Source organism: Solibacillus sp. FSL W7-1464, from assembly GCF_038004425.1.
Classification (GTDB): domain Bacteria; phylum Bacillota; class Bacilli; order Bacillales_A; family Planococcaceae; genus Solibacillus.
Map to the genome: position 1 here is coordinate 414379 of NZ_JBBORC010000001.1, position 18921 is coordinate 433299.

Sequence of the window (18921 nt, forward strand, 5' to 3'; positions counted from 1 at the left end):
ATTAGAAGATCGGTGTATTCGTGGCAAGAAGACTGTATTTTTGCCAGCATCAGGGACAGCGGAAGAAGGAAATCGGATTTTATTAGAACAAATGTACGGGATATTAGAACAACGGCGGAGTATATTAGCAAATGTGGTGGAGATATTAGAACAAAGCGCGGACTTATTAGCACATCTCGGGAATATATTAGAAAATCGGCAATTTATTAGAACAAATAAAAATATATTAGAACATTTTCAAATTTATTAGAAAGCCCATGCCAGCCAAACCGCCAAACCACAATAGAAAAACAGATTTTTAAAGGGAATTTCGTCTTTTTGTAGAATATTTTGTATGGATGTGAAAGGGGATAAGGACATGGACAAAGTAGTAGCTTCTGTACAACAGGCGATTCAGGCAATAGACGATGGAGCTGTATTATTAGTGGGGGGCTTCGGGTTATGCGGTATTCCGGAAAATCTAATTCAGGCGGTAAAAGATAAAGGTACAAAAAATCTGACGGTTGTCAGCAATAACTGCGGTGTCGATGATTTCGGGCTCGGCGTCCTTTTGCAAGACAAGCAGATCACAAAAATCATCGCTTCCTATGTAGGGGAAAATAAAACATTCGAACAGCAATATTTAAATGGTGAGCTAGAAGTGGAGTTGACTCCACAGGGCACATTAGCTGAACGCATTCGTGCTGGCGGTGCGGGCATACCAGGATTTTATACGGCAACAGGTGTTGGTACGCCAATTGCTGAGGGGAAAGAGACGAAGGAGTTTGACGGCAAGACATATTTGCTAGAACGCGCGATTACTGGGAATTTTGCGCTTGTGAAAGCATGGAAAGCGGATCGTTCCGGAAATCTCGTGTTCCGTAAAACATCGCGCAACTTTAACCCGCTTTGTGCGACAGCAGGTAAAGTGACCATTGTCGAAGTGGAGCAGCTTGTCGAAACAGGCGAACTCGATCCGGACGAAATTCATCTGCCGGGCATTTATGTACAGCATATTATCCATAGCGAGTCATTTGAAAAACGCATTGAACGCCGCACTGTAAGGGAGGAAGCATAATGGATGCACGCATGAAAATTATCCGACGCGCAGTGAAGGAAATTCAGGACGGAACATATGTCAATTTAGGTATCGGCATGCCAACTTTGATCGCAAATGAAATTCCGGAGCATTATAACGTGATGCTGCAGTCGGAAAACGGACTGCTCGGAATTGGACCATACCCGACAGAAACAGAAGTCGATGCAGACCTGATCAATGCCGGGAAGGAAACAGTGACAGCGAAAACAGGTGCGACATTTTTTGATAGTGCGGAAAGCTTTGCGATGATTCGCGGCGGGCATATTGATTTGGCGATTCTCGGTGGCATGGAAGTTTCGGAAGAGGGGGACTTGGCCAACTGGATGATTCCAGGAAAAGTAGTAAAAGGGATGGGCGGGGCGATGGACTTAGTTGTCGGCGCGAAAAAGGTCATCGTCATTATGGAACATACGAACAAGTACGGTGAATCGAAAGTAAAACGCGAATGTACATTGCCGTTGACAGGCAAAAGTGTTGTTCACCGGTTAATTACCGATTTGGCGGTCTTTGATTTTCAAGATGGACAGATGCAGCTGGTGGAGCTTCAGGATGGAGTGACGCTGGAGGAAGTGCAGGAAAAAACAGAGGCTATGTTTGAAGTCGCTATTTAATGAAAAAGGAGCAAGAGAGTCTTGTAATAGACTTCTTTTGCTCCTTTTCTGTGGTTTACTATTAATCTGCTTTATTCATTAATTTAGCATCTATTGGATATCGACCCGAGAGATCTGTAATCTCAAAAATGCAGGAACGCGTTTTTTATTTGTAGATTATAATCAACTAAAGATTAACTTTACATAAATATTTTGAGAATAAATAGGATTAGCTTTCGTTGTACGTTATGAAAAAGCTTTTTCAATAACATAGGGAGCGAAGTAAATGAATAGTTCATCAACAAACTTTATTAAGCGGTTAAAAAAACGAAAAGAAGATGCACTCGAATATATTATTGATGCCTATATGCCACTTGTTAAAACGATTGCTACGAAAATTTTATGCAATTTGAAAAGACAGGATATTGATGAGTGTATCAATGATGTTTTCTTAACAGTTTGGCAAAACGCACATCAATTTCAAGGAGATGCTGAAGATTTTAAGAAGTGGATTGGCATCATCACAAAATATAAAGCAATTGACCGATATCGCCAAACAGAAAAACAAATTGCTCGAGAACAATCCGATGTGCTGCTTGAACGAAAAGCCAGCAGTCTACAGACGGATCGATTTATTTTACAACTTGAGGATAAAAATGAAATATTACTAGCTATTAGTCAATTAGCAGAAATTGACCGGGATATCTTTATCATGAAATATTATTTGGAGCTATCCAATAATGAAATCGCTGAAAATTTAAGTCTTTCCAAAGCTGCTGTTGATAATCGCTTATATCGAGGAAAAAAAATATTAGCTACCAATACCAAATTAAAGGAGCGATTTTTATGAGTTTGAAAAAGTGGACAGAATTGGATATCGATCATCTCGATTTGCTCGAAGTGTCCGAGATGGAAAAAGCTCGTGTCAAACAACATGTATTAAAGAAACATAAAAGAGCACCTATTTGGCGAAATATTGCCGTTGCGTCCATCATCGTGCTAAGTGCGACAATCACAACTGGCTTCGCCTTTCCTACAATTGCATCGCAGATTCCGTTTATGGATAATATTTTAAGTTACTTTACGGATGATGAACGTTCTACTAACTTTGCTAACTTTTCTACTGATGTGGGACTTATTGAAACGAGCAATGGTACGACGGTGATGATAGAAAATGCTGTTTATGATGGAACGAATATTACCGTATCCTACGCAATAGAGACTGAGCGCCCATTTGGTGATGAGAGTAGTACACTTTCTCACCACTCATTTAATGTGGAAGATTCAATGGGGGGGAGTGGTTCACGTGAAATAAAGAAAATTACTGACACACGTTATGTTGGTATTGAGACTATTACACCATTTTTCAAAGATGCTCAACACCCAGAAAAGGTCCAGGTAACATGGGAGCCAACAATAATAAGAGATAATGAAGGTGCAGAAATAGAAGGTGATTGGTCCTTTGCCTTTTTTCTAGAGCGTTTAGAAGGAAACGTAGCACTTCTGAACGAAACTACGCAAAATGAAGACGTACTATTCACGCTCCAATCGGTTGAATATACGCCGGTATCAACGATTATTTCCTATGAACAAGTGGTGACGGATGAACTACTGAAATCTTGGGAAAGTGTGACACCTGTATTTAGAGTATCAGACGACCTTGGACACGTGTATTTAGATGAGCTTAGTGGTGGGGGTATGTCTCACGATAACGGTAAAACATTTAAGGGGACTACTGAATTTGGAAAAATTCAAGAAGGTGCAAGCCAATTGATTATCCAGCCCATTGAAATTGCCAGTCTTAACTTTGGAAAAGGTCATATAGAAATAGAACTTGATCCTATTGTGATTGAATTGAATCAATAATTTGGTGCTAGCTATTTGAAGTTGATTTTTGTTTAAGGGCGCTTTCTGAAATAGGAAAAGCGTCTTTTCATTTATTAGATAAGCAGTTAGAATGGATACTTACAATAGTAGCTATTTATGGAAATAGTAGAAGTATATGGGAGATTAGTGATAGAAGACTTTGAAATATACGGCCACGTTGAACATGAACACATATAGTAATTGGAAGGAAGATGAGTAATGGAAACGACAACACCTTGGTATTTAAAGAAAAAGACTTTATATTTTTTCTGTATATTAACCCCGCCAATCGGTTATCTAGTCTTACTAATGAATTTAAAAAAGTTTGAACAGACTCAAAAAATTGAGTATTTATCAATCGCAACCATTATGATGGGGATTTGGTTACTGAAATTTTTACCTGAAAAATTGAATACGTATGTATGGGCAATTATTATTACGTTTTTAGTTGGTAGTGCTATTATAAAATTCTCCAGGCGTAGTAAAGATACATATAAATAGCGTAATTTAAATGGAAAGCGTAGGAACTGCATATTAAAAGTTAATAATTACTTTTTAGAAAGGCTGATTTATTATTAAATGGAGTAAAACTAAAGCAACACTTGAAAGTTTCTTATGCGAAAAGCTGCAAGGAAGAATTAAAATATACGCAACGGTCTACCGGAAATTTCATGATGAACCAAGCAGGGTCTGGATTACATTTGATAAAAAGGAAATTATCAGTGCTTCGGATGTTACATATCAGACAAGGCATGAAGAAACATACCGCAAAATAAGAGAAGAAGAAAATCTGAAAGGCATTCCATTCAACCCGAATTGGGACGAGATGTTTCAATCCCCTGAGCGACAAGCATTGATAAAAGCATCCGATCAATCTGAAGAAATGATGATTAGCCAAAATATTTTCAGCAGTTATCACTTTTATGAGCCCTTTATGGAATATAGTTTACTGTCCATTGATGAAGCGTTAACTTCCGACAATATTTTAATACAGGCATTTGCCATGTTTGATAGAAGGCTGGGCAAAAGAAGGGTGAGAAACTTAAGCTTTAAGAGCGAAAATACGCACCCTTTAATTTTGAAGTTTTATAAAATACGATGTGATGTTGAAGGGATTTCAGTAACAGAAAATCCCCTGCCTAAATTTTAGGAGGGGAATCGTTTTGCATTTTATACCTACTTAGGATAAGTCTGACATACACGACCTATTTGTCCATCAGCCAATCGCACTTTAATGCCGTGTGGGTGGGAGCTGCTGTTTGTCAGTAAATCCTTAACGACACCGCGTGTTGTTTTGCCTGTACGCTGATCTTGTTTCAATATGATATCCACTTCCAAGCCTGGATAGACATCGCTTCGATTTTTACCGTTCATAGTAAAACGTCCTCTCATTCATAAGTTTCTCTAGTATAGCATGAAACTGAAGAGGACCTGACGTTACAGCTATTTCGGCAAATGCTTCAGGAAATTCGCAGACGTAAACCCTCGTACGTCCTGTTCACTGTAATGCTTTAACAGCTCATTAACGAGATTTTGATGCATTCCGGAATGTTCAAGATGGGGGATTTTCGCATCGATTCCATCAAAATCAGATCCAAGCCCGATCAAATGCTTCCCGCCAAGTGAGCAAATATAGTCAATATGACGAATCAAGTCCGTCATGTTCGCATTATTAGTACCGTTTATAAATTCAGGGTAGTATACGACATGAATCGGTGCGTTTTTTTCAATCATCGCTTTAATCTGTGCATCGTTTAAGTTGCGCTCATGGTTGCAGACCTCCATCGCATTTGAATGAGTTGCAATTACATAATCGGCATGCTCGATGACGTCCCAAAAGCTTCGTTCATGCAGGTGGGTGACATCGGTGAACAGCCGGTGCTCATTATTCAGCCTGATGATTTCCTTGCCGAACGGTGTAACGCCAATCTGTGATGTACTATGTAAGCCGTCTGCTGCTTCGTTTGAATAATTCCATGTAAGCCCGATCGACAACACGCCAAGCTCACGGAACCGGTGCCAAAAATCAATATCGCCCCCGAAAAAATCAACGCCTTCAATCGTTAAAAAAGCGCCGGTTTGTCCCGGCTGAAGCTTCTCAAAATCTGTCCACTTTTTCATATGGACAATTTGTTCACTTAGCACTTCCTGTTGGAAATGTGCAATTTGTTTGAAAGCAGCGGCCCGTTTTTCCTCCAATGTCAACGTTGGATACACATAGATCGCAAATGCCTGTCCCATTACATTTCCTGCACGCAGTTTATCGGCATTTACATCAAGCAGACCATCGTTAAACCGGTGGCCGTCCTGCTGCATGCGCCATAATGCATCACAATGTAAATCAATTACTGGAATACTCATCAAAGAACCCCCTCCATTTTGGTGGAAAAAAGGTGAATGACCGCAATCATCCACCTAATCTAAACTTTAATTTCTATGCATGATGCAGCCCTGCAAAAATACCGCCTTCTGCGACAAGCTCGTCATATGTGCCTTGCTCTTCAATACCATTTGGTGTGACAACGAAAATATAGTCCGCATCGCGAATTGTCGCTAAACGGTGTGCAATGATCAATGTCGTCCGGTTTTTCGCCAGATCATTCAATGACTGCTGGATAATCCGCTCTGTCGCTGTATCAAGTGCGGATGTCGCCTCATCCAAAATTAAAATTGGCGGGTTTTTCAGGAACATGCGCGCAATCGCAAGACGCTGCTTTTGACCGCCTGATAATTTCAGACCACGTTCACCGATTTCCGTCTCGAAGCCGTCCGGTAAATTCTCGATAAATTCCAGCAAGTTCGCCTGCTCGGCCGCTGCTTTAATGTCCTCGAAGCTTGCGCCTAATTTACCATATTCGATATTTTCACGAATAGTACCTGTAAATAAAAATACATCCTGCTGTACGGTACCGATTTGCTTACGCAGCGAGTGCTGTGTTAAATCGCGGATATCATGCCCGTCGATTGTAATCGCACCGTCCGTAATATCGTAAAAGCGGGGGATGAGCGCACTGATCGTCGTTTTCCCTGAACCGGATGGACCGACAAAGGCAACCGTTTTGCCTGCTTCTACTTTAAAGGATAAATCGTTCAACACTTGCTTGCTGTCCGCATATTTGAAGCTCACATTTTTAAACTCGATATCTCCATGCAATTGCTCAACATCAATCGCATTCGGACGGTCGACAATCGTCGGCTCCTGGTCAAGCAGATCGCAGAACCGCTTAAAGCCGGCCATTCCCTTTGGATACATTTCAAGCAATGCACTGATTTTATCGATCGGTCTAATTAATACATTCGTAAATAAAATAAAGCTCGCAAACTCCCCGGCTGTAAGGTTGTCGTTAAATGAAAGCCATGCCCCCACTACAAGAACAAGTAATGTCAGTAAACGAGTTAAAATATAAATGCTTGAATGTGTGCCGGCCATTACTTTGTACGCGTAAATTTTCGCTTTACGGAATAGGGCATTCTGGTTTTTGAAGCGGTTCTTTTCGAATTCTTCATTTGTAAATGATTTCACGACGCGAATACCCGAGAAGCTGTCTTCCACACGGCCATTGACGTTCGCGATTTCAGTGTACATAACGCTCCAGCCTTTTTTCATGCGTCTGTTACTCCAATACATAACCGCAATCAGAAACGGAACGAAAATCAGAATAATCGTCGCAAGGGTCGCGTTAATATTGAACATAATCGTAAATGCCCCGATGAATGTCATCATCGCGATGAACAAATCTTCTGGACCATGATGCGCAAACTCTCCGATATCGAATAAATCATTCGTTATACGACTCATTAAATGACCGGTTTTCATATTATCGAAAAACGTATAAGGCTGACGCTGTACATGATTGAACAGCTGCTGGCGCATATCGGTTTCGATATTGACCCCGAGCTTATGCCCCAAATAGTTCACGACAAAGTTCATGCCTGTACTTAAAATATACGTCAGTAAAAGAAGTGCACTGATTTTCGTGATCATGCCCCAATCGTTTGTCGGGAGCAGATCATCGATAAACCATTGCACAGCCATCGGGAACAGCAATTCCAAAATGGCCACAAATACCGCACACGAGAAGTCGATGATGAACAATCGCTTATGCGGCTTATAATACGTAAAAAATCTTGCTAGCATTGTAGTTCCTTTCTGTTAAACAACTCAAGACTGAGTGCAACCGGTTGTAATAGTAATGAAAATGATTCTTACTGGGATTATAACATTTTTTAGGAGCTTTTCGAGAGGCGAAATAGTGTGGGGTGGTAAAAATTGAAATTTAATTTTATTGAAGGGTTTAGAGATGAAACTATGAAAGTGAGAGTTATTTATAAGGCATGTTAGTTATGATAAGAAAAAAGAAATGGTACACTAAAAGAAAGTAAAGAAGCGAAGGTGTACGTATGAATTTTTATATCGTAATGCAAGGGCGTACATACGATGAGGCGAAGGAAAAGCAGGTCGTATGGTGCTCAATTTTAGATAATAGTGGACAAACACCGCATTCTTGGGAGCGGATGAAGGAAGTCAAAAAGGGCGATGCGATTTTTCACTGTGTGAAAGGGGAAATCGTAGCGATCAGTACTGCTCAGGAAGATTGTGGGGAAGGCGTGAATCCTTTTGATCAATCAGACGAAGTAGGGCATCAATTCCCGGCGGTGTACGAGGAACTACATTTTCCAATCTCGATAAAAGAACATTTTGTAGAAATCGAGCCACTGCTCCCAGTTAAATATTCACCATTCCAACATAATGGTGATGGTAACCAAGGCTTTTTATATCCTTGTAATGAAATGCTCGCAATCAAGCTGCTTGAGCTTATGAGTGATGCGAATATTTATGAGGAAAATGAAGAGCAGCTGGAATTTGCGATGGGTCTCATTGCGCAAAAAGAACGCAATACACTTGTGCCTGTATTAATTGAAACAGAAGCGGAAGCAAAGGTGAAAATACGTAAAGGCCAGCAAAAATTCAGAAAGCAACTGATGCCATTATGGGACAGTCAATGTGCACTATGCGGCATCTCGTTACCTGGATTATTACGCGCAAGCCATTCAAAACCATGGAAAGATGCAACAAATGATGAGCGACTTGATCCATACAATGGTATTCTGCTTTGTCATAACCATGATGCGTTATATGACCAAGGCTATATTGCATTTGATGGAACCGGGAAAATCCATATTTCCTCTGAAATTGATCAGATGGATTATGTGAAATACGGAATTCATGAGAAAATGCGCGTTGCAAGAGTAGAAGAGAACAAGAAATATTTCAAGTGGCATAAGCGGGAGATATTTAGGGGCAAAGAATAATCAATAGAAAAAACAAGGTGTAACCAAAACTTGGGCTACACCTTGTTTTATTTTATTCCTCTACTAAATAGTGGTAGATGTCGTATTGGATTGGTTGTTCCAGTACCATTTCCATTGTAACAACAGGATAATATTTTCCTTTATCTAAAATTCTTTCTGGCTTTGCAGAGCTCGGGTTTACAGCACAGCGACCAAGGTAATAGAAATCTTTACCTTCACCATTGTCTTTTTTTACAAATAAATAAACGTTTGTTCCATTTTCAATAGAGTGTATAAGAATTTGCATTTCCTTTGATTTATCGATATATCGATTTTTTGTTGAACACCATTTAAATGTATCGTCTGATAAAAATTCATCCATATAATTTGTTTCAAGATTGTTTTCGTCATTTTTATGATAATTTACGAAAATAGGGAAGTCACCATTTTTCGGTCGTCCACCATTTAATGTACCTTCCTCGTTTTTTTCCCAATCTAGTAAGCGGCATACTTCACGGCGAGAGTATTTTTCGTATAGTGTAAATGGCTCGTGATTATTGAATTGTTTGTTTTTCTTAAAGGCACATTCGAGTAAATCTACGAAGTACTGTTTGAAATTTTCATCTCGCAGTGAAAGTTGCAATTCCTCATTAAACATATAGCGTGAATTCGACTTAATAATTAAAGGTTTATTTCCAAATTTTTTATTGTCAGCTTCTACGAAAAAGTTTAAAGAAAACACATTTTCAATGCCTTCAATTGTACCTTTGTGAATGTAAGCATTTCGAGCTTGCAATGCTGAAATATAGCTTTGTTCTGAAATCGAGTCTTCTTTTAAAAGAAGTTGCAACAATAAAACTTCATGGATTCTTTTACCTGATAATAAGTCCTTTCCAATGAATGATAGAACAGATTTTTCGTAATCGGTAATTGAAGGGAGTTCTTCTTTCATCTTCATCAAAAAATCATAATAGGTAGGGATGTAGCTAATAATGACTTCGGGATCTAATGAATTTTGTTCAATAAAATCTTTAAGCATTGGAACTCGTCCAATCCGATTTTTAAGCTCAGAATAGCTATCCCTTAACATTTTTAATGTTGATAAATTTGCGTTATTTATCGCATCAAAAATTTGCTTCTTCGCGATTTCTTCAAAGTTAATTGTTGAAACCCCTTGAATGTAATCTGTGTTTACTGTGTTACGTCGAACATTATCTTTATTCATCGACTTATCACCAGATAGAGCAATCGGAATTAAATAGTTATTTTTATAGTTGCCGATAAAATCAATGATCGTTACATATTCCTTCACATCATGTTTCCGTAATCCACGACCTAGCTGTTGAATAAAGATGATACTAGATTGTGTTTGGCGAAGCATGACGATTTGGTTAATGAAGGGAATATCAATACCTTCATTAAAAATATCTACCGTCAAAATGTACTCCAGCTCACCATTTTCTAATTTAGCAATTGCTTCTTCACGTTCTTCTTGTGAGTGATCACCAGTCAAGGCAGTCGTTTTATATCCACGCACATTCAATAGGTTGGATAGGGTACGAGCTTCTTCCTTCGTACTGCAAAACATTAATCCACGAACACGATCCCCAGAAAACCCGTAATACGAAATCTTTTCGATAATATGGTCGATTCGTTCACGGTGACTTAACTTTTGTAAATCTGCTGTTTCATCGATGAGTTCACCATCAAGCTCATAGTCCGTCACACCGAAATAGTGGAAGGGGCAGAGCATGTCTTCTTCTAATGCTGCTTGAAGACGAATTTCGTAGGCTACATTATAATCAAATAGTTCGTAGATATTGAAGTTATCTGTACGTTCCGGTGTCGCCGTCATTCCTAATAAAAATTGAGGTTCAAAGTAATTCATGATTTTCAAATACGATTCGGCACCTGCTCGGTGAACTTCATCAATTAAAATATAGTCAAAATGGTCTTTAGCAAACTGTTGTAAATAAGGATCTCTTGATATTGTTTGAACGGTAGCAAATAAATAACGCGCATTTAACTCTTTTGTGTTACCTGATAAAATCCCATAGTCTTGCGGATCACCTAGTAAAATATTTCGGAAATCTTGCATCGCCTTTTTCAAAATTTGTTCACGGTGTACGATGAATAGCATGCGTTTTGGTGCAGCATTTCGAACATCAAATGCAGATAAATAAGTTTTCCCTGTCCCAGTCGCGGAAATGATGAGTCCATGGTTTGCACCACTTTGACGAAGGAGCTTTAACTGCTCAAGCGCGGCTGTTTGCATTTTATTAGGCTGTATTTTTAAACTCTCTTTTAATGGATTTGTTACATATAAAGGTGGTGATGCGACTTTACTGTTAAACTCTGGCTTCTCATAATTGATTTGATAGTGAGCAATCCATTCTTCACTTAACGGAATCGCACTATTCCATTGCTGTTCAAACTGATTTTTAAAATGGTTGATAACCTCGCCATTTTCTAGGGAAGTTAAATAGACATTCCATTCAAAGTTTGCTTTTAGTGCGCTATCCGTTAAATTAGAGCTTCCTACGATTAATGAATAATGTTGATCATGCTCGAAAATATAGCCTTTTGAGTGAAAGCCTTTCACATCGGTAACACGAACTTCTACATTAGTTAATTTGAGCAGTTCTTTAAACATTTTTGGCTGATTAAAGCTTAAAAAGGTAGATGTTAGTATGCGGCCATGAATGCCTTTTTTCTCCAGGTCATATAGCATCGTTTTAATTGTCGCTAAACCACCTTCAGTAATGAACGCCACAGAAAAGGTGAACGTTTTACATGTCTTCATTTCTTGTAAAAGTGTCGAAAGGACATTTTCATGTGCTTTATTGGATAATAACTTCGGCTTAAACTGTGTGGAGACGGACTTTGTTTGATCGATAAAACCTTTATGTAAAGAAGCTTCAAGTTTTTTAACTAACTGCTCCATAAAAGAACCACCTTTAAATACTTATTTTAATAACTTTTCAACTGCCGGAATATCTGCTGGTGCAAAATCTAGTTCATTGAGTGATGCACGCTTTACCCACTTCGTATCTGAATGCTCTAAAGCAACAGGTGTTCCATTCACAATTTTCGCCATATATGTTTCAAGACGAACGATAAACGTGCCATAATCATAAGTTGTATCTTCAACTTTATCGCCTACAGCAATTTCACAAGTAAATTCTTCTAATATTTCGCGCTTTAATGCTTGCTGTGGAGTTTCATCTTTCTCGATCTTTCCACCTGGGAATTCCCAATAGTTTGGTAATGACATTTGAGGGCTACGTTGTGCACAGTAAATTTCCTTTTTGTCGTTTTCGATAATAGCTCCAACTACGTGAACTTGTTTTTTCAAAATTATTCATTCCAATCTTTAAGTTTCATAATTTAATTATATACGAATGGGGTTACTTTTAAATCACTCCTTAATTTTATTTCATGAGTAGAGGATAAATGGGTAGGGAATTATATAATTCTTTTTTAGAGAAAGGATTATATCTATACAAGGCTTACACTGTTTTTCAACTAAAACAGTATGTTATTTACAATTTATTTTTAGGATATATAATAGGAAGAGAGTGGATTGTATAAAAGAGAATAAAAAAAGTTTATAAAAACTATTGACGTTTATTTAAATAGGATGTATAGTTATACAAGTCGCCGGGAGTTACCGAGACAAACGAACAAAATGAACCTTGAAAACTGAACAAGCAACGTTAATGAAACAGCTTCTTAAATGAAGCAAACAATAGATTTCAACTTCTAACGAAGTTGAATCGCTAGCAAAGCAAATGAGCTTTCAAACTACTTTTATGGAGAGTTTGATCCTGGCTCAGGACGAACGCTGGCGGCGTGCCTAATACATGCAAGTCGAGCGGAAATTTTATTGGTGCTTGCACCTTTAAAATTTTAGCGGCGGACGGGTGAGTAACACGTGGGTAACCTACCTTATAGATTGGGATAACTCCGGGAAACCGGGGCTAATACCGAATAACACTTTTGAACACATGTTTGGAAGTTGAAAGACGGCATCTCGCTGTCACTATAAGATGGACCCGCGGCGCATTAGCTAGTTGGTGAGGTAACGGCTCACCAAGGCAACGATGCGTAGCCGACCTGAGAGGGTGATCGGCCACACTGGGACTGAGACACGGCCCAGACTCCTACGGGAGGCAGCAGTAGGGAATCTTCCACAATGGACGAAAGTCTGATGGAGCAACGCCGCGTGAGTGAAGAAGGATTTCGGTTCGTAAAACTCTGTTGCAAGGGAAGAACAAGTAGCGTAGTAACTGGCGCTACCTTGACGGTACCTTGTTAGAAAGCCACGGCTAACTACGTGCCAGCAGCCGCGGTAATACGTAGGTGGCAAGCGTTGTCCGGAATTATTGGGCGTAAAGCGCGCGCAGGTGGTTCCTTAAGTCTGATGTGAAAGCCCCCGGCTCAACCGGGGAGGGTCATTGGAAACTGGGGAACTTGAGTGCAGAAGAGGATAGTGGAATTCCAAGTGTAGCGGTGAAATGCGTAGAGATTTGGAGGAACACCAGTGGCGAAGGCGACTGTCTGGTCTGTAACTGACACTGAGGCGCGAAAGCGTGGGGAGCAAACAGGATTAGATACCCTGGTAGTCCACGCCGTAAACGATGAGTGCTAAGTGTTGGGGGGTTTCCGCCCCTCAGTGCTGCAGCTAACGCATTAAGCACTCCGCCTGGGGAGTACGGTCGCAAGACTGAAACTCAAAGGAATTGACGGGGGCCCGCACAAGCGGTGGAGCATGTGGTTTAATTCGAAGCAACGCGAAGAACCTTACCAGGTCTTGACATCCCGGTGACCACTATGGAGACATAGTTTCCCCTTCGGGGGCAACGGTGACAGGTGGTGCATGGTTGTCGTCAGCTCGTGTCGTGAGATGTTGGGTTAAGTCCCGCAACGAGCGCAACCCTTATTCTTAGTTGCCATCATTCAGTTGGGCACTCTAAGGAGACTGCCGGTGATAAACCGGAGGAAGGTGGGGATGACGTCAAATCATCATGCCCCTTATGACCTGGGCTACACACGTGCTACAATGGACGGTACAAACGGTTGCCAACCCGCGAGGGGGAGCTAATCCGATAAAACCGTTCTCAGTTCGGATTGTAGGCTGCAACTCGCCTACATGAAGCCGGAATCGCTAGTAATCGCGGATCAGCATGCCGCGGTGAATACGTTCCCGGGCCTTGTACACACCGCCCGTCACACCACGAGAGTTTGTAACACCCGAAGTCGGTGAGGTAACCTTTATGGAGCCAGCCGCCGAAGGTGGGATAGATGATTGGGGTGAAGTCGTAACAAGGTAGCCGTATCGGAAGGTGCGGCTGGATCACCTCCTTTCTAAGGATTATTTCGGAATCATTCCCTCGGGGAATGAAACATTAACGGTTGCTGTTCAGTTTTGAAGGTTCATTCTTAATTGAATGGAATACTTCAATAACTTGCTCCTGACGCTTGCGCTTACGTCGCAAAGCTGCATGAAGCAAAATCAGTGAAGCTTTGTCACGATGTGATTGAAGTCAGCTGCTTCGTTCTTTGAAAACTGGATAAAACGACATTGAAAGCAATAAATCAAATTTCTATTTTATAGATATTTAAACAAGTCAAGCAATTGACGTGTGAACTAAATCTTGGATTTTATCCAAGTGTTAACTTTTGGTTAAGTTAATAAGGGCGCACGGTGGATGCCTTGGCACTAGGAGTCGATGAAGGACGGCACTAACACCGATATGCCTCGGGGAGCTGTAAGTAAGCTTTGATCCGGGGATTTCCGAATGGGGGAACCCACTATCTTTAATCGGATAGTATCTTCACGTGAATTCATAGCGTGTTGAAGACAGACGCAGGGAACTGAAACATCTAAGTACCTGCAGGAACAGAAAGAAAATTCGATTCCCTGAGTAGCGGCGAGCGAAACGGGAAGAGCCCAAACCAAAGAGCTTGCTCTTTGGGGTTGTAGGACACTCTATACGGAGTTACAAAAGAATGGATTAGACGAAGCGACTTGGAAAGGTCCGCGAAACGAGGTAAAAGCCCTGTAGTCAAAAGTTCATTCCCTCCAGAGTGTATCCTGAGTACGGCGGAACACGTGAAATTCCGTCGGAATCCGGGAGGACCATCTCCCAAGGCTAAATACTACCTAGTGACCGATAGTGAACCAGTACCGTGAGGGAAAGGTGAAAAGCACCCCGGAAGGGGAGTGAAATAGATCCTGAAACCGTGTGCCTACAAGTAGTTAGAGCCCGTTAATGGGTGATAGCGTGCCTTTTGTAGAATGAACCGGCGAGTTACGATTACGTGCGAGGTTAAGTTGAGAAGACGGAGCCGCAGCGAAAGCGAGTCTGAATAGGGCGAATTAGTACGTGGTCGTAGACCCGAAACCAGGTGATCTACCCATGTCCAGGGTGAAGGTGAGGTAACACTCACTGGAGGCCCGAACCCACGCACGTTGAAAAGTGCGGGGATGAGGTGTGGGTAGCGGAGAAATTCCAATCGAACCTGGAGATAGCTGGTTCTCTCCGAAATAGCTTTAGGGCTAGCCTCGTGATTGAGAATACCGGAGGTAGAGCACTGTTTGGACTAGGGGGGCATCTCGCTTTACCGAATTCAGACAAACTCCGAATGCCGGATATTTATACACGGGAGTCAGACTGCGAGTGATAAGATCCGTAGTCAAGAGGGAAACAGCCCAGACCACCAGCTAAGGTCCCCAAGTAATCGTTAAGTGGAAAAGGATGTGGCGTTGCTTAGACAACCAGGATGTTGGCTTAGAAGCAGCCATCATTTAAAGAGTGCGTAATAGCTCACTGGTCGAGTGACGCTGCGCCGAAAATGTATCGGGGCTAAACGATTCACCGAAGCTGTGGATGCATACTTTGAGTATGCGTGGTAGGAGAGCGTTCTAACAGCGTTGAAGTCAGACCGGAAGGACTGGTGGAGCGGTTAGAAGTGAGAATGCCGGTATGAGTAGCGAAACATGGGTGAGAATCCCATGCACCGTATGACTAAGGTTTCCTGAGGAAGGCTCGTCCGCTCAGGGTTAGTCGGGACCTAAGCCGAGGCCGATAGGCGTAGGCGATGGACAACAGGTTGATATTCCTGTACCACCTCCTCACCGTTTGAGAAATGGGGGGACGCAGTAGGATAGGGTAAGCACGCCGTTGGTTGCGCGTGTTCAAGCAGTAAGGCGTGTATGTAGGCAAATCCGCATACTATAACGTTGAGCTGTGATGACGAGCTCGTATGAGCGAAGTTCCTGATTTCACACTGCCAAGAAAAGCCTCTATCGAGGTGAGAGGTGCCCGTACCGCAAACCGACACAGGTAGTCGAGGAGAGAATCCTAAGGTGTGCGAGAGAACTCTCGTTAAGGAACTCGGCAAAATGACCCCGTAACTTCGGGAGAAGGGGTGCTTCTTTGGGTGCATAGCCTAGAGAAGCCGCAGTGAATAGGCCCAGGCGACTGTTTAGCAAAAACACAGGTCTCTGCAAAACCGTAAGGTGACGTATAGGGGCTGACGCCTGCCCGGTGCTGGAAGGTTAAGAGGAGCGGTTAGCGCAAGCGAAGCTGTGAATTGAAGCCCCAGTAAACGGCGGCCGTAACTATAACGGTCCTAAGGTAGCGAAATTCCTTGTCGGGTAAGTTCCGACCCGCACGAAAGGCGTAACGATCTGGGCACTGTCTCAACGAGAGACTCGGTGAAATTATAGTACCTGTGAAGATGCAGGTTACCCGCGACAGGACGGAAAGACCCCGTGGAGCTTTACTGTAGCCTGATATTGAATTTTGGTACAACTTGTACAGGATAGGTAGGAGCCAGAGATCTCGGAGCGCCAGCTTCGAAGGAGGCGTCGGTGGGATACTACCCTGGTTGTATTGAACTTCTAACCCATGCCCCTTAGCGGGGTAGGAGACAGTGTCAGGCGGACAGTTTGACTGGGGCGGTCGCCTCCTAAAGAGTAACGGAGGCGCCCAAAGGTTCCCTCAGAATGGTTGGAAATCATTCGTAGAGTGTAAAGGCATAAGGGAGCTTGACTGCGAGACCTACAAGTCGAGCAGGGTCGAAAGACGGGCTTAGTGATCCGGTGGTTCCGCATGGAAGGGCCATCGCTCAACGGATAAAAGCTACCCCGGGGATAACAGGCTTATCTCCCCCAAGAGTCCACATCGACGGGGAGGTTTGGCACCTCGATGTCGGCTCATCGCATCCTGGGGCTGTAGTCGGTCCCAAGGGTTGGGCTGTTCGCCCATTAAAGCGGTACGCGAGCTGGGTTCAGAACGTCGTGAGACAGTTCGGTCCCTATCCGTCGTGGGCGTAGGAAATTTGAGAGGAGCTGTCCTTAGTACGAGAGGACCGGGATGGACATACCGCTGGTGTACCAGTTGTCTTGCCAAAGGCATCGCTGGGTAGCTATGTATGGACGGGATAAGTGCTGAAAGCATCTAAGCATGAAGCCCCCCTCAAGATGAGATTTCCCATTACGCAAGTAAGTAAGACCCCTGAAAGACGATCAGGTAGATAGGTTCGAGGTGGAAGTGCGGTGACGTATGCAGCTGACGAATACTAATCGGTCGAGGACTTAACCACATTTTATTGCAAAAATTCAATGAAACGTTTATCCAGTTTTGAAAGAATGAAAATTCTTTTAACTAAATATTTAAGTGAAGTGATGATGGCAAAGAGGTCACACCCGTTCCCATACCGAACACGGAAGTTAAGCTCTTTAGCGCCGATGGTAGTTGGGGGCTTCCCCCTGCGAGAGTAGGACGTCGCTTCGCTTATTTTTTTTTGGAGGATTAGCTCAGCTGGGAGAGCACCTGCCTTACAAGCAGGGGGTCGGCGGTTCGAGCCCGTCATCCTCCACCATTTTAATCAAGAGCCATTAGCTCAGTTGGTAGAGCATCTGACTTTTAATCAGAGGGTCGAAGGTTCGAGTCCTTCATGGCTCACCAGTTTTATAATTATTATATATACTGTCAGAATAAAAATTCTCTAATGCATTTTGCGGAAGTAGTTCAGTGGTAGAACACCACCTTGCCAAGGTGGGGGTCGCGAGTTCGAACCTCGTCTTCCGCTCCAAAAAATGCCGGGGTGGCGGAACTGGCAGACGCACAGGACTTAAAATCCTGCGGTGAGTGATCACCGTGCCGGTTCGATTCCGGCCCTCGGCACCATCTTTACAATAAACAATATGCGCCCGTAGCTCAATTGGATAGAGCGTCTGACTACGGATCAGAAGGTTGTGGGTTCGACTCCTGCCGGGCGCGCCATATAACTTTTATCATCATGGCTACCTAGCTCAGCTGGCTAGAGCATTCGGTTCATACCCGAAAGGTCGTGGGTTCGACTCCCTCGGTAGCCATTTTATACTTTTGGAGGTATACCCAAGTCTGGCTGAAGGGATCGGTCTTGAAAACCGACAGGCGGGTAACACCGCGCGGGGGTTCGAATCCCTCTACCTCCTCCATTTTTACAAACTGGGTAATGAAACAAGTTCTAACATAATATTGTCGCGGGGTGGAGCAGTGGTAGCTCGTCGGGCTCATAACCCGAAGGTCGCAGGTTCAAGTCCTGCCCCCGCAACCAAATGGTCCCGTGGTGTAGCGGTTAACATGCCTGCCTGTCACGCAGGAGATCGCCGGTTCGATCCCGGTCGGGACCGCCATTTTTGGGTTTGTAGCTCAGTTGGTAGAGCATTAGATTGAAGCTCTAAGTGTCGGCGGTTCGATTCCGTCCAAACCCACCATATGCGGGTGTAGTTTAGTGGTAAAACCTCAGCCTTCCAAGCTGATGTTGTCGGTTCGATTCCGATCACCCGCTCCAGTTTTTAAATAGGGCCTATAGCTCAGCTGGTTAGAGCGCACGCCTGATAAGCGTGAGGTCGATGGTTCGAGTCCATTTAGGCCCACCATAATTATTCCGAAGTAGCTCAGTTGGTAGAGCATCCGGCTGTTAACCGGCAGGTCGCAGGTTCGAGTCCTGCCTTCGGAGCCATGGCCCGTTGGTCAAGTGGTTAAGACACCGCCCTTTCACGGCGGTAACACGGGTTCGAATCCCGTACGGGTCATT

Annotated in this window: 13 protein-coding genes, 14 tRNA genes and 3 rRNA genes; 25 read left to right on the forward strand and 5 right to left on the reverse strand. The window is 42.8% G+C overall.

Going from position 1 to position 18921, the window contains the following annotated elements; translation table 11 throughout:
* Nucleotides 1-40 precede the first annotated feature (40 nt).
* The 7 genes from MKZ25_RS02025 to MKZ25_RS02055 all read left to right on the forward strand — a co-directional run bounded on the left by MKZ25_RS02025 (nucleotide 41) and on the right by MKZ25_RS02055 (nucleotide 4684).
* Entirely contained in the window at nucleotides 41-250 is a 210-nt protein-coding gene (locus tag MKZ25_RS02025) for a phosphomannomutase (protein WP_340799918.1), read from the forward strand.
* A gap of 108 nt (nucleotides 251-358) precedes the next feature.
* A complete protein-coding gene (locus MKZ25_RS02030) occupies nucleotides 359-1057 on the forward strand; it encodes a CoA transferase subunit A (RefSeq protein ID WP_340799919.1) in 699 nt (232 codons plus the stop codon).
* Nucleotides 1057-1689 (forward strand): 3-oxoacid CoA-transferase subunit B, encoded by a 633-nt coding sequence (locus MKZ25_RS02035; protein ID WP_445326847.1) that lies wholly within the window; start codon nucleotides 1057-1059, stop codon nucleotides 1687-1689. Before MKZ25_RS02030 ends, MKZ25_RS02035 begins: the two co-directional genes overlap by 1 nt.
* A gap of 265 nt (nucleotides 1690-1954) precedes the next feature.
* Nucleotides 1955-2518, forward strand: a complete 564-nt coding sequence (locus MKZ25_RS02040) for a sigma-70 family RNA polymerase sigma factor (RefSeq protein WP_340799920.1) — start codon at nucleotides 1955-1957, stop codon at nucleotides 2516-2518.
* The gene (locus MKZ25_RS02045) at nucleotides 2515-3534 is read left to right on the forward strand and encodes a DUF4179 domain-containing protein (protein ID WP_340799921.1); all 1020 of its coding nucleotides are present in this window, start codon (nucleotides 2515-2517) and stop codon (nucleotides 3532-3534) included. The genes MKZ25_RS02040 and MKZ25_RS02045 overlap by 4 nt, the downstream gene beginning before the upstream one ends.
* A gap of 219 nt (nucleotides 3535-3753) precedes the next feature.
* A complete protein-coding gene (locus MKZ25_RS02050; protein ID WP_340799922.1) occupies nucleotides 3754-4035 on the forward strand; it encodes a hypothetical protein in 282 nt (93 codons plus the stop codon).
* Nucleotides 4036-4108: 73 nt separating this feature from the next.
* Nucleotides 4109-4684 carry an SF0329 family protein gene (locus MKZ25_RS02055; protein ID WP_340802954.1) on the forward strand — a complete coding sequence of 192 codons (576 nt, stop codon included), beginning with the start codon at nucleotides 4109-4111 and terminating at the stop codon, nucleotides 4682-4684.
* Between the two features lie 26 nt (nucleotides 4685-4710).
* Here the strand turns inward: MKZ25_RS02055 and MKZ25_RS02060 are convergent, their stop codons facing one another.
* The 3 genes from MKZ25_RS02060 to MKZ25_RS02070 all read right to left on the reverse strand — a co-directional run bounded on the left by MKZ25_RS02060 (nucleotide 4711) and on the right by MKZ25_RS02070 (nucleotide 7672).
* Nucleotides 4711-4908, reverse strand: coding sequence for a YwbE family protein (locus MKZ25_RS02060; protein WP_340799923.1), 198 nt, complete (start codon nucleotides 4906-4908; stop codon nucleotides 4711-4713).
* 69 nt (nucleotides 4909-4977) lie between these two features.
* Entirely contained in the window at nucleotides 4978-5895 is a 918-nt protein-coding gene (locus tag MKZ25_RS02065; RefSeq protein WP_340799924.1) for a dipeptidase, read from the reverse strand.
* Between the two features lie 73 nt (nucleotides 5896-5968).
* Nucleotides 5969-7672: an ABC transporter ATP-binding protein gene (locus tag MKZ25_RS02070; protein WP_340799925.1), complete on the reverse strand. Its 1704-nt coding sequence runs from the start codon at nucleotides 7670-7672 to the stop codon at nucleotides 5969-5971.
* Between the two features lie 263 nt (nucleotides 7673-7935).
* Here MKZ25_RS02070 and MKZ25_RS02075 point away from each other — a divergent pair, with 263 nt between their 5' ends.
* Nucleotides 7936-8847 carry an HNH endonuclease gene (locus tag MKZ25_RS02075; RefSeq protein ID WP_340799926.1) on the forward strand — a complete coding sequence of 304 codons (912 nt, stop codon included), beginning with the start codon at nucleotides 7936-7938 and terminating at the stop codon, nucleotides 8845-8847.
* Between the two features lie 52 nt (nucleotides 8848-8899).
* On the opposite strand, the gene MKZ25_RS02080 is transcribed toward MKZ25_RS02075, so the two are convergent.
* Together MKZ25_RS02080 and MKZ25_RS02085 are read right to left on the reverse strand one after the other, a co-directional pair.
* A complete protein-coding gene (locus MKZ25_RS02080; RefSeq protein WP_340799927.1) occupies nucleotides 8900-11770 on the reverse strand; it encodes a DEAD/DEAH box helicase in 2871 nt (956 codons plus the stop codon).
* Nucleotides 11771-11791: 21 nt separating this feature from the next.
* Nucleotides 11792-12181 (reverse strand): (deoxy)nucleoside triphosphate pyrophosphohydrolase, encoded by a 390-nt coding sequence (locus tag MKZ25_RS02085; protein WP_340799928.1) that lies wholly within the window; start codon nucleotides 12179-12181, stop codon nucleotides 11792-11794.
* Nucleotides 12182-12635: 454 nt separating this feature from the next.
* On the opposite strand from MKZ25_RS02085, the gene MKZ25_RS02090 reads away from it, so the two are divergent.
* The 17 genes from MKZ25_RS02090 to MKZ25_RS02170 all read left to right on the forward strand — a co-directional run bounded on the left by MKZ25_RS02090 (nucleotide 12636) and on the right by MKZ25_RS02170 (nucleotide 18919).
* Nucleotides 12636-14193: ribosomal RNA gene (locus MKZ25_RS02090) — 16S ribosomal RNA — on the forward strand.
* A 317-nt stretch (nucleotides 14194-14510) separates the two neighbouring features.
* Nucleotides 14511-17439 (forward strand): 23S ribosomal RNA (locus tag MKZ25_RS02095).
* Nucleotides 17440-17514: 75 nt separating this feature from the next.
* Nucleotides 17515-17630, forward strand: a 5S ribosomal RNA gene (gene rrf / locus MKZ25_RS02100).
* The 16S, 23S and 5S rRNA genes sit together here with 14 tRNA genes alongside, the layout of an rRNA operon.
* 12 nt (nucleotides 17631-17642) lie before the next feature.
* Nucleotides 17643-17718 (forward strand) — tRNA-Val (locus tag MKZ25_RS02105).
* Nucleotides 17719-17728: 10 nt separating this feature from the next.
* A tRNA-Lys gene (locus MKZ25_RS02110) sits at nucleotides 17729-17804 on the forward strand.
* A gap of 52 nt (nucleotides 17805-17856) precedes the next feature.
* Nucleotides 17857-17931, forward strand: a tRNA-Gly gene (locus tag MKZ25_RS02115).
* A gap of 6 nt (nucleotides 17932-17937) precedes the next feature.
* A tRNA-Leu gene (locus tag MKZ25_RS02120) sits at nucleotides 17938-18026 on the forward strand.
* Between the two features lie 19 nt (nucleotides 18027-18045).
* Nucleotides 18046-18122, forward strand: a tRNA-Arg gene (locus MKZ25_RS02125).
* 18 nt (nucleotides 18123-18140) lie between these two features.
* Nucleotides 18141-18214, forward strand: a tRNA-Met gene (locus MKZ25_RS02130).
* A 12-nt stretch (nucleotides 18215-18226) separates the two neighbouring features.
* Nucleotides 18227-18319 (forward strand) — tRNA-Ser (locus tag MKZ25_RS02135).
* Nucleotides 18320-18363: 44 nt separating this feature from the next.
* Nucleotides 18364-18438 (forward strand) — tRNA-Met (locus tag MKZ25_RS02140).
* 3 nt (nucleotides 18439-18441) lie between these two features.
* Nucleotides 18442-18517, forward strand: a tRNA-Asp gene (locus tag MKZ25_RS02145).
* A gap of 5 nt (nucleotides 18518-18522) precedes the next feature.
* Nucleotides 18523-18598: transfer RNA gene (locus MKZ25_RS02150), tRNA-Phe, on the forward strand.
* Between the two features lie 3 nt (nucleotides 18599-18601).
* Nucleotides 18602-18675: transfer RNA gene (locus MKZ25_RS02155), tRNA-Gly, on the forward strand.
* A gap of 11 nt (nucleotides 18676-18686) precedes the next feature.
* Nucleotides 18687-18763 (forward strand) — tRNA-Ile (locus MKZ25_RS02160).
* Nucleotides 18764-18770: 7 nt separating this feature from the next.
* Nucleotides 18771-18846 (forward strand) — tRNA-Asn (locus MKZ25_RS02165).
* Between the two features lies 1 nt (nucleotide 18847).
* Nucleotides 18848-18919, forward strand: a tRNA-Glu gene (locus MKZ25_RS02170).
* Nucleotides 18920-18921 lie beyond the last annotated feature (2 nt).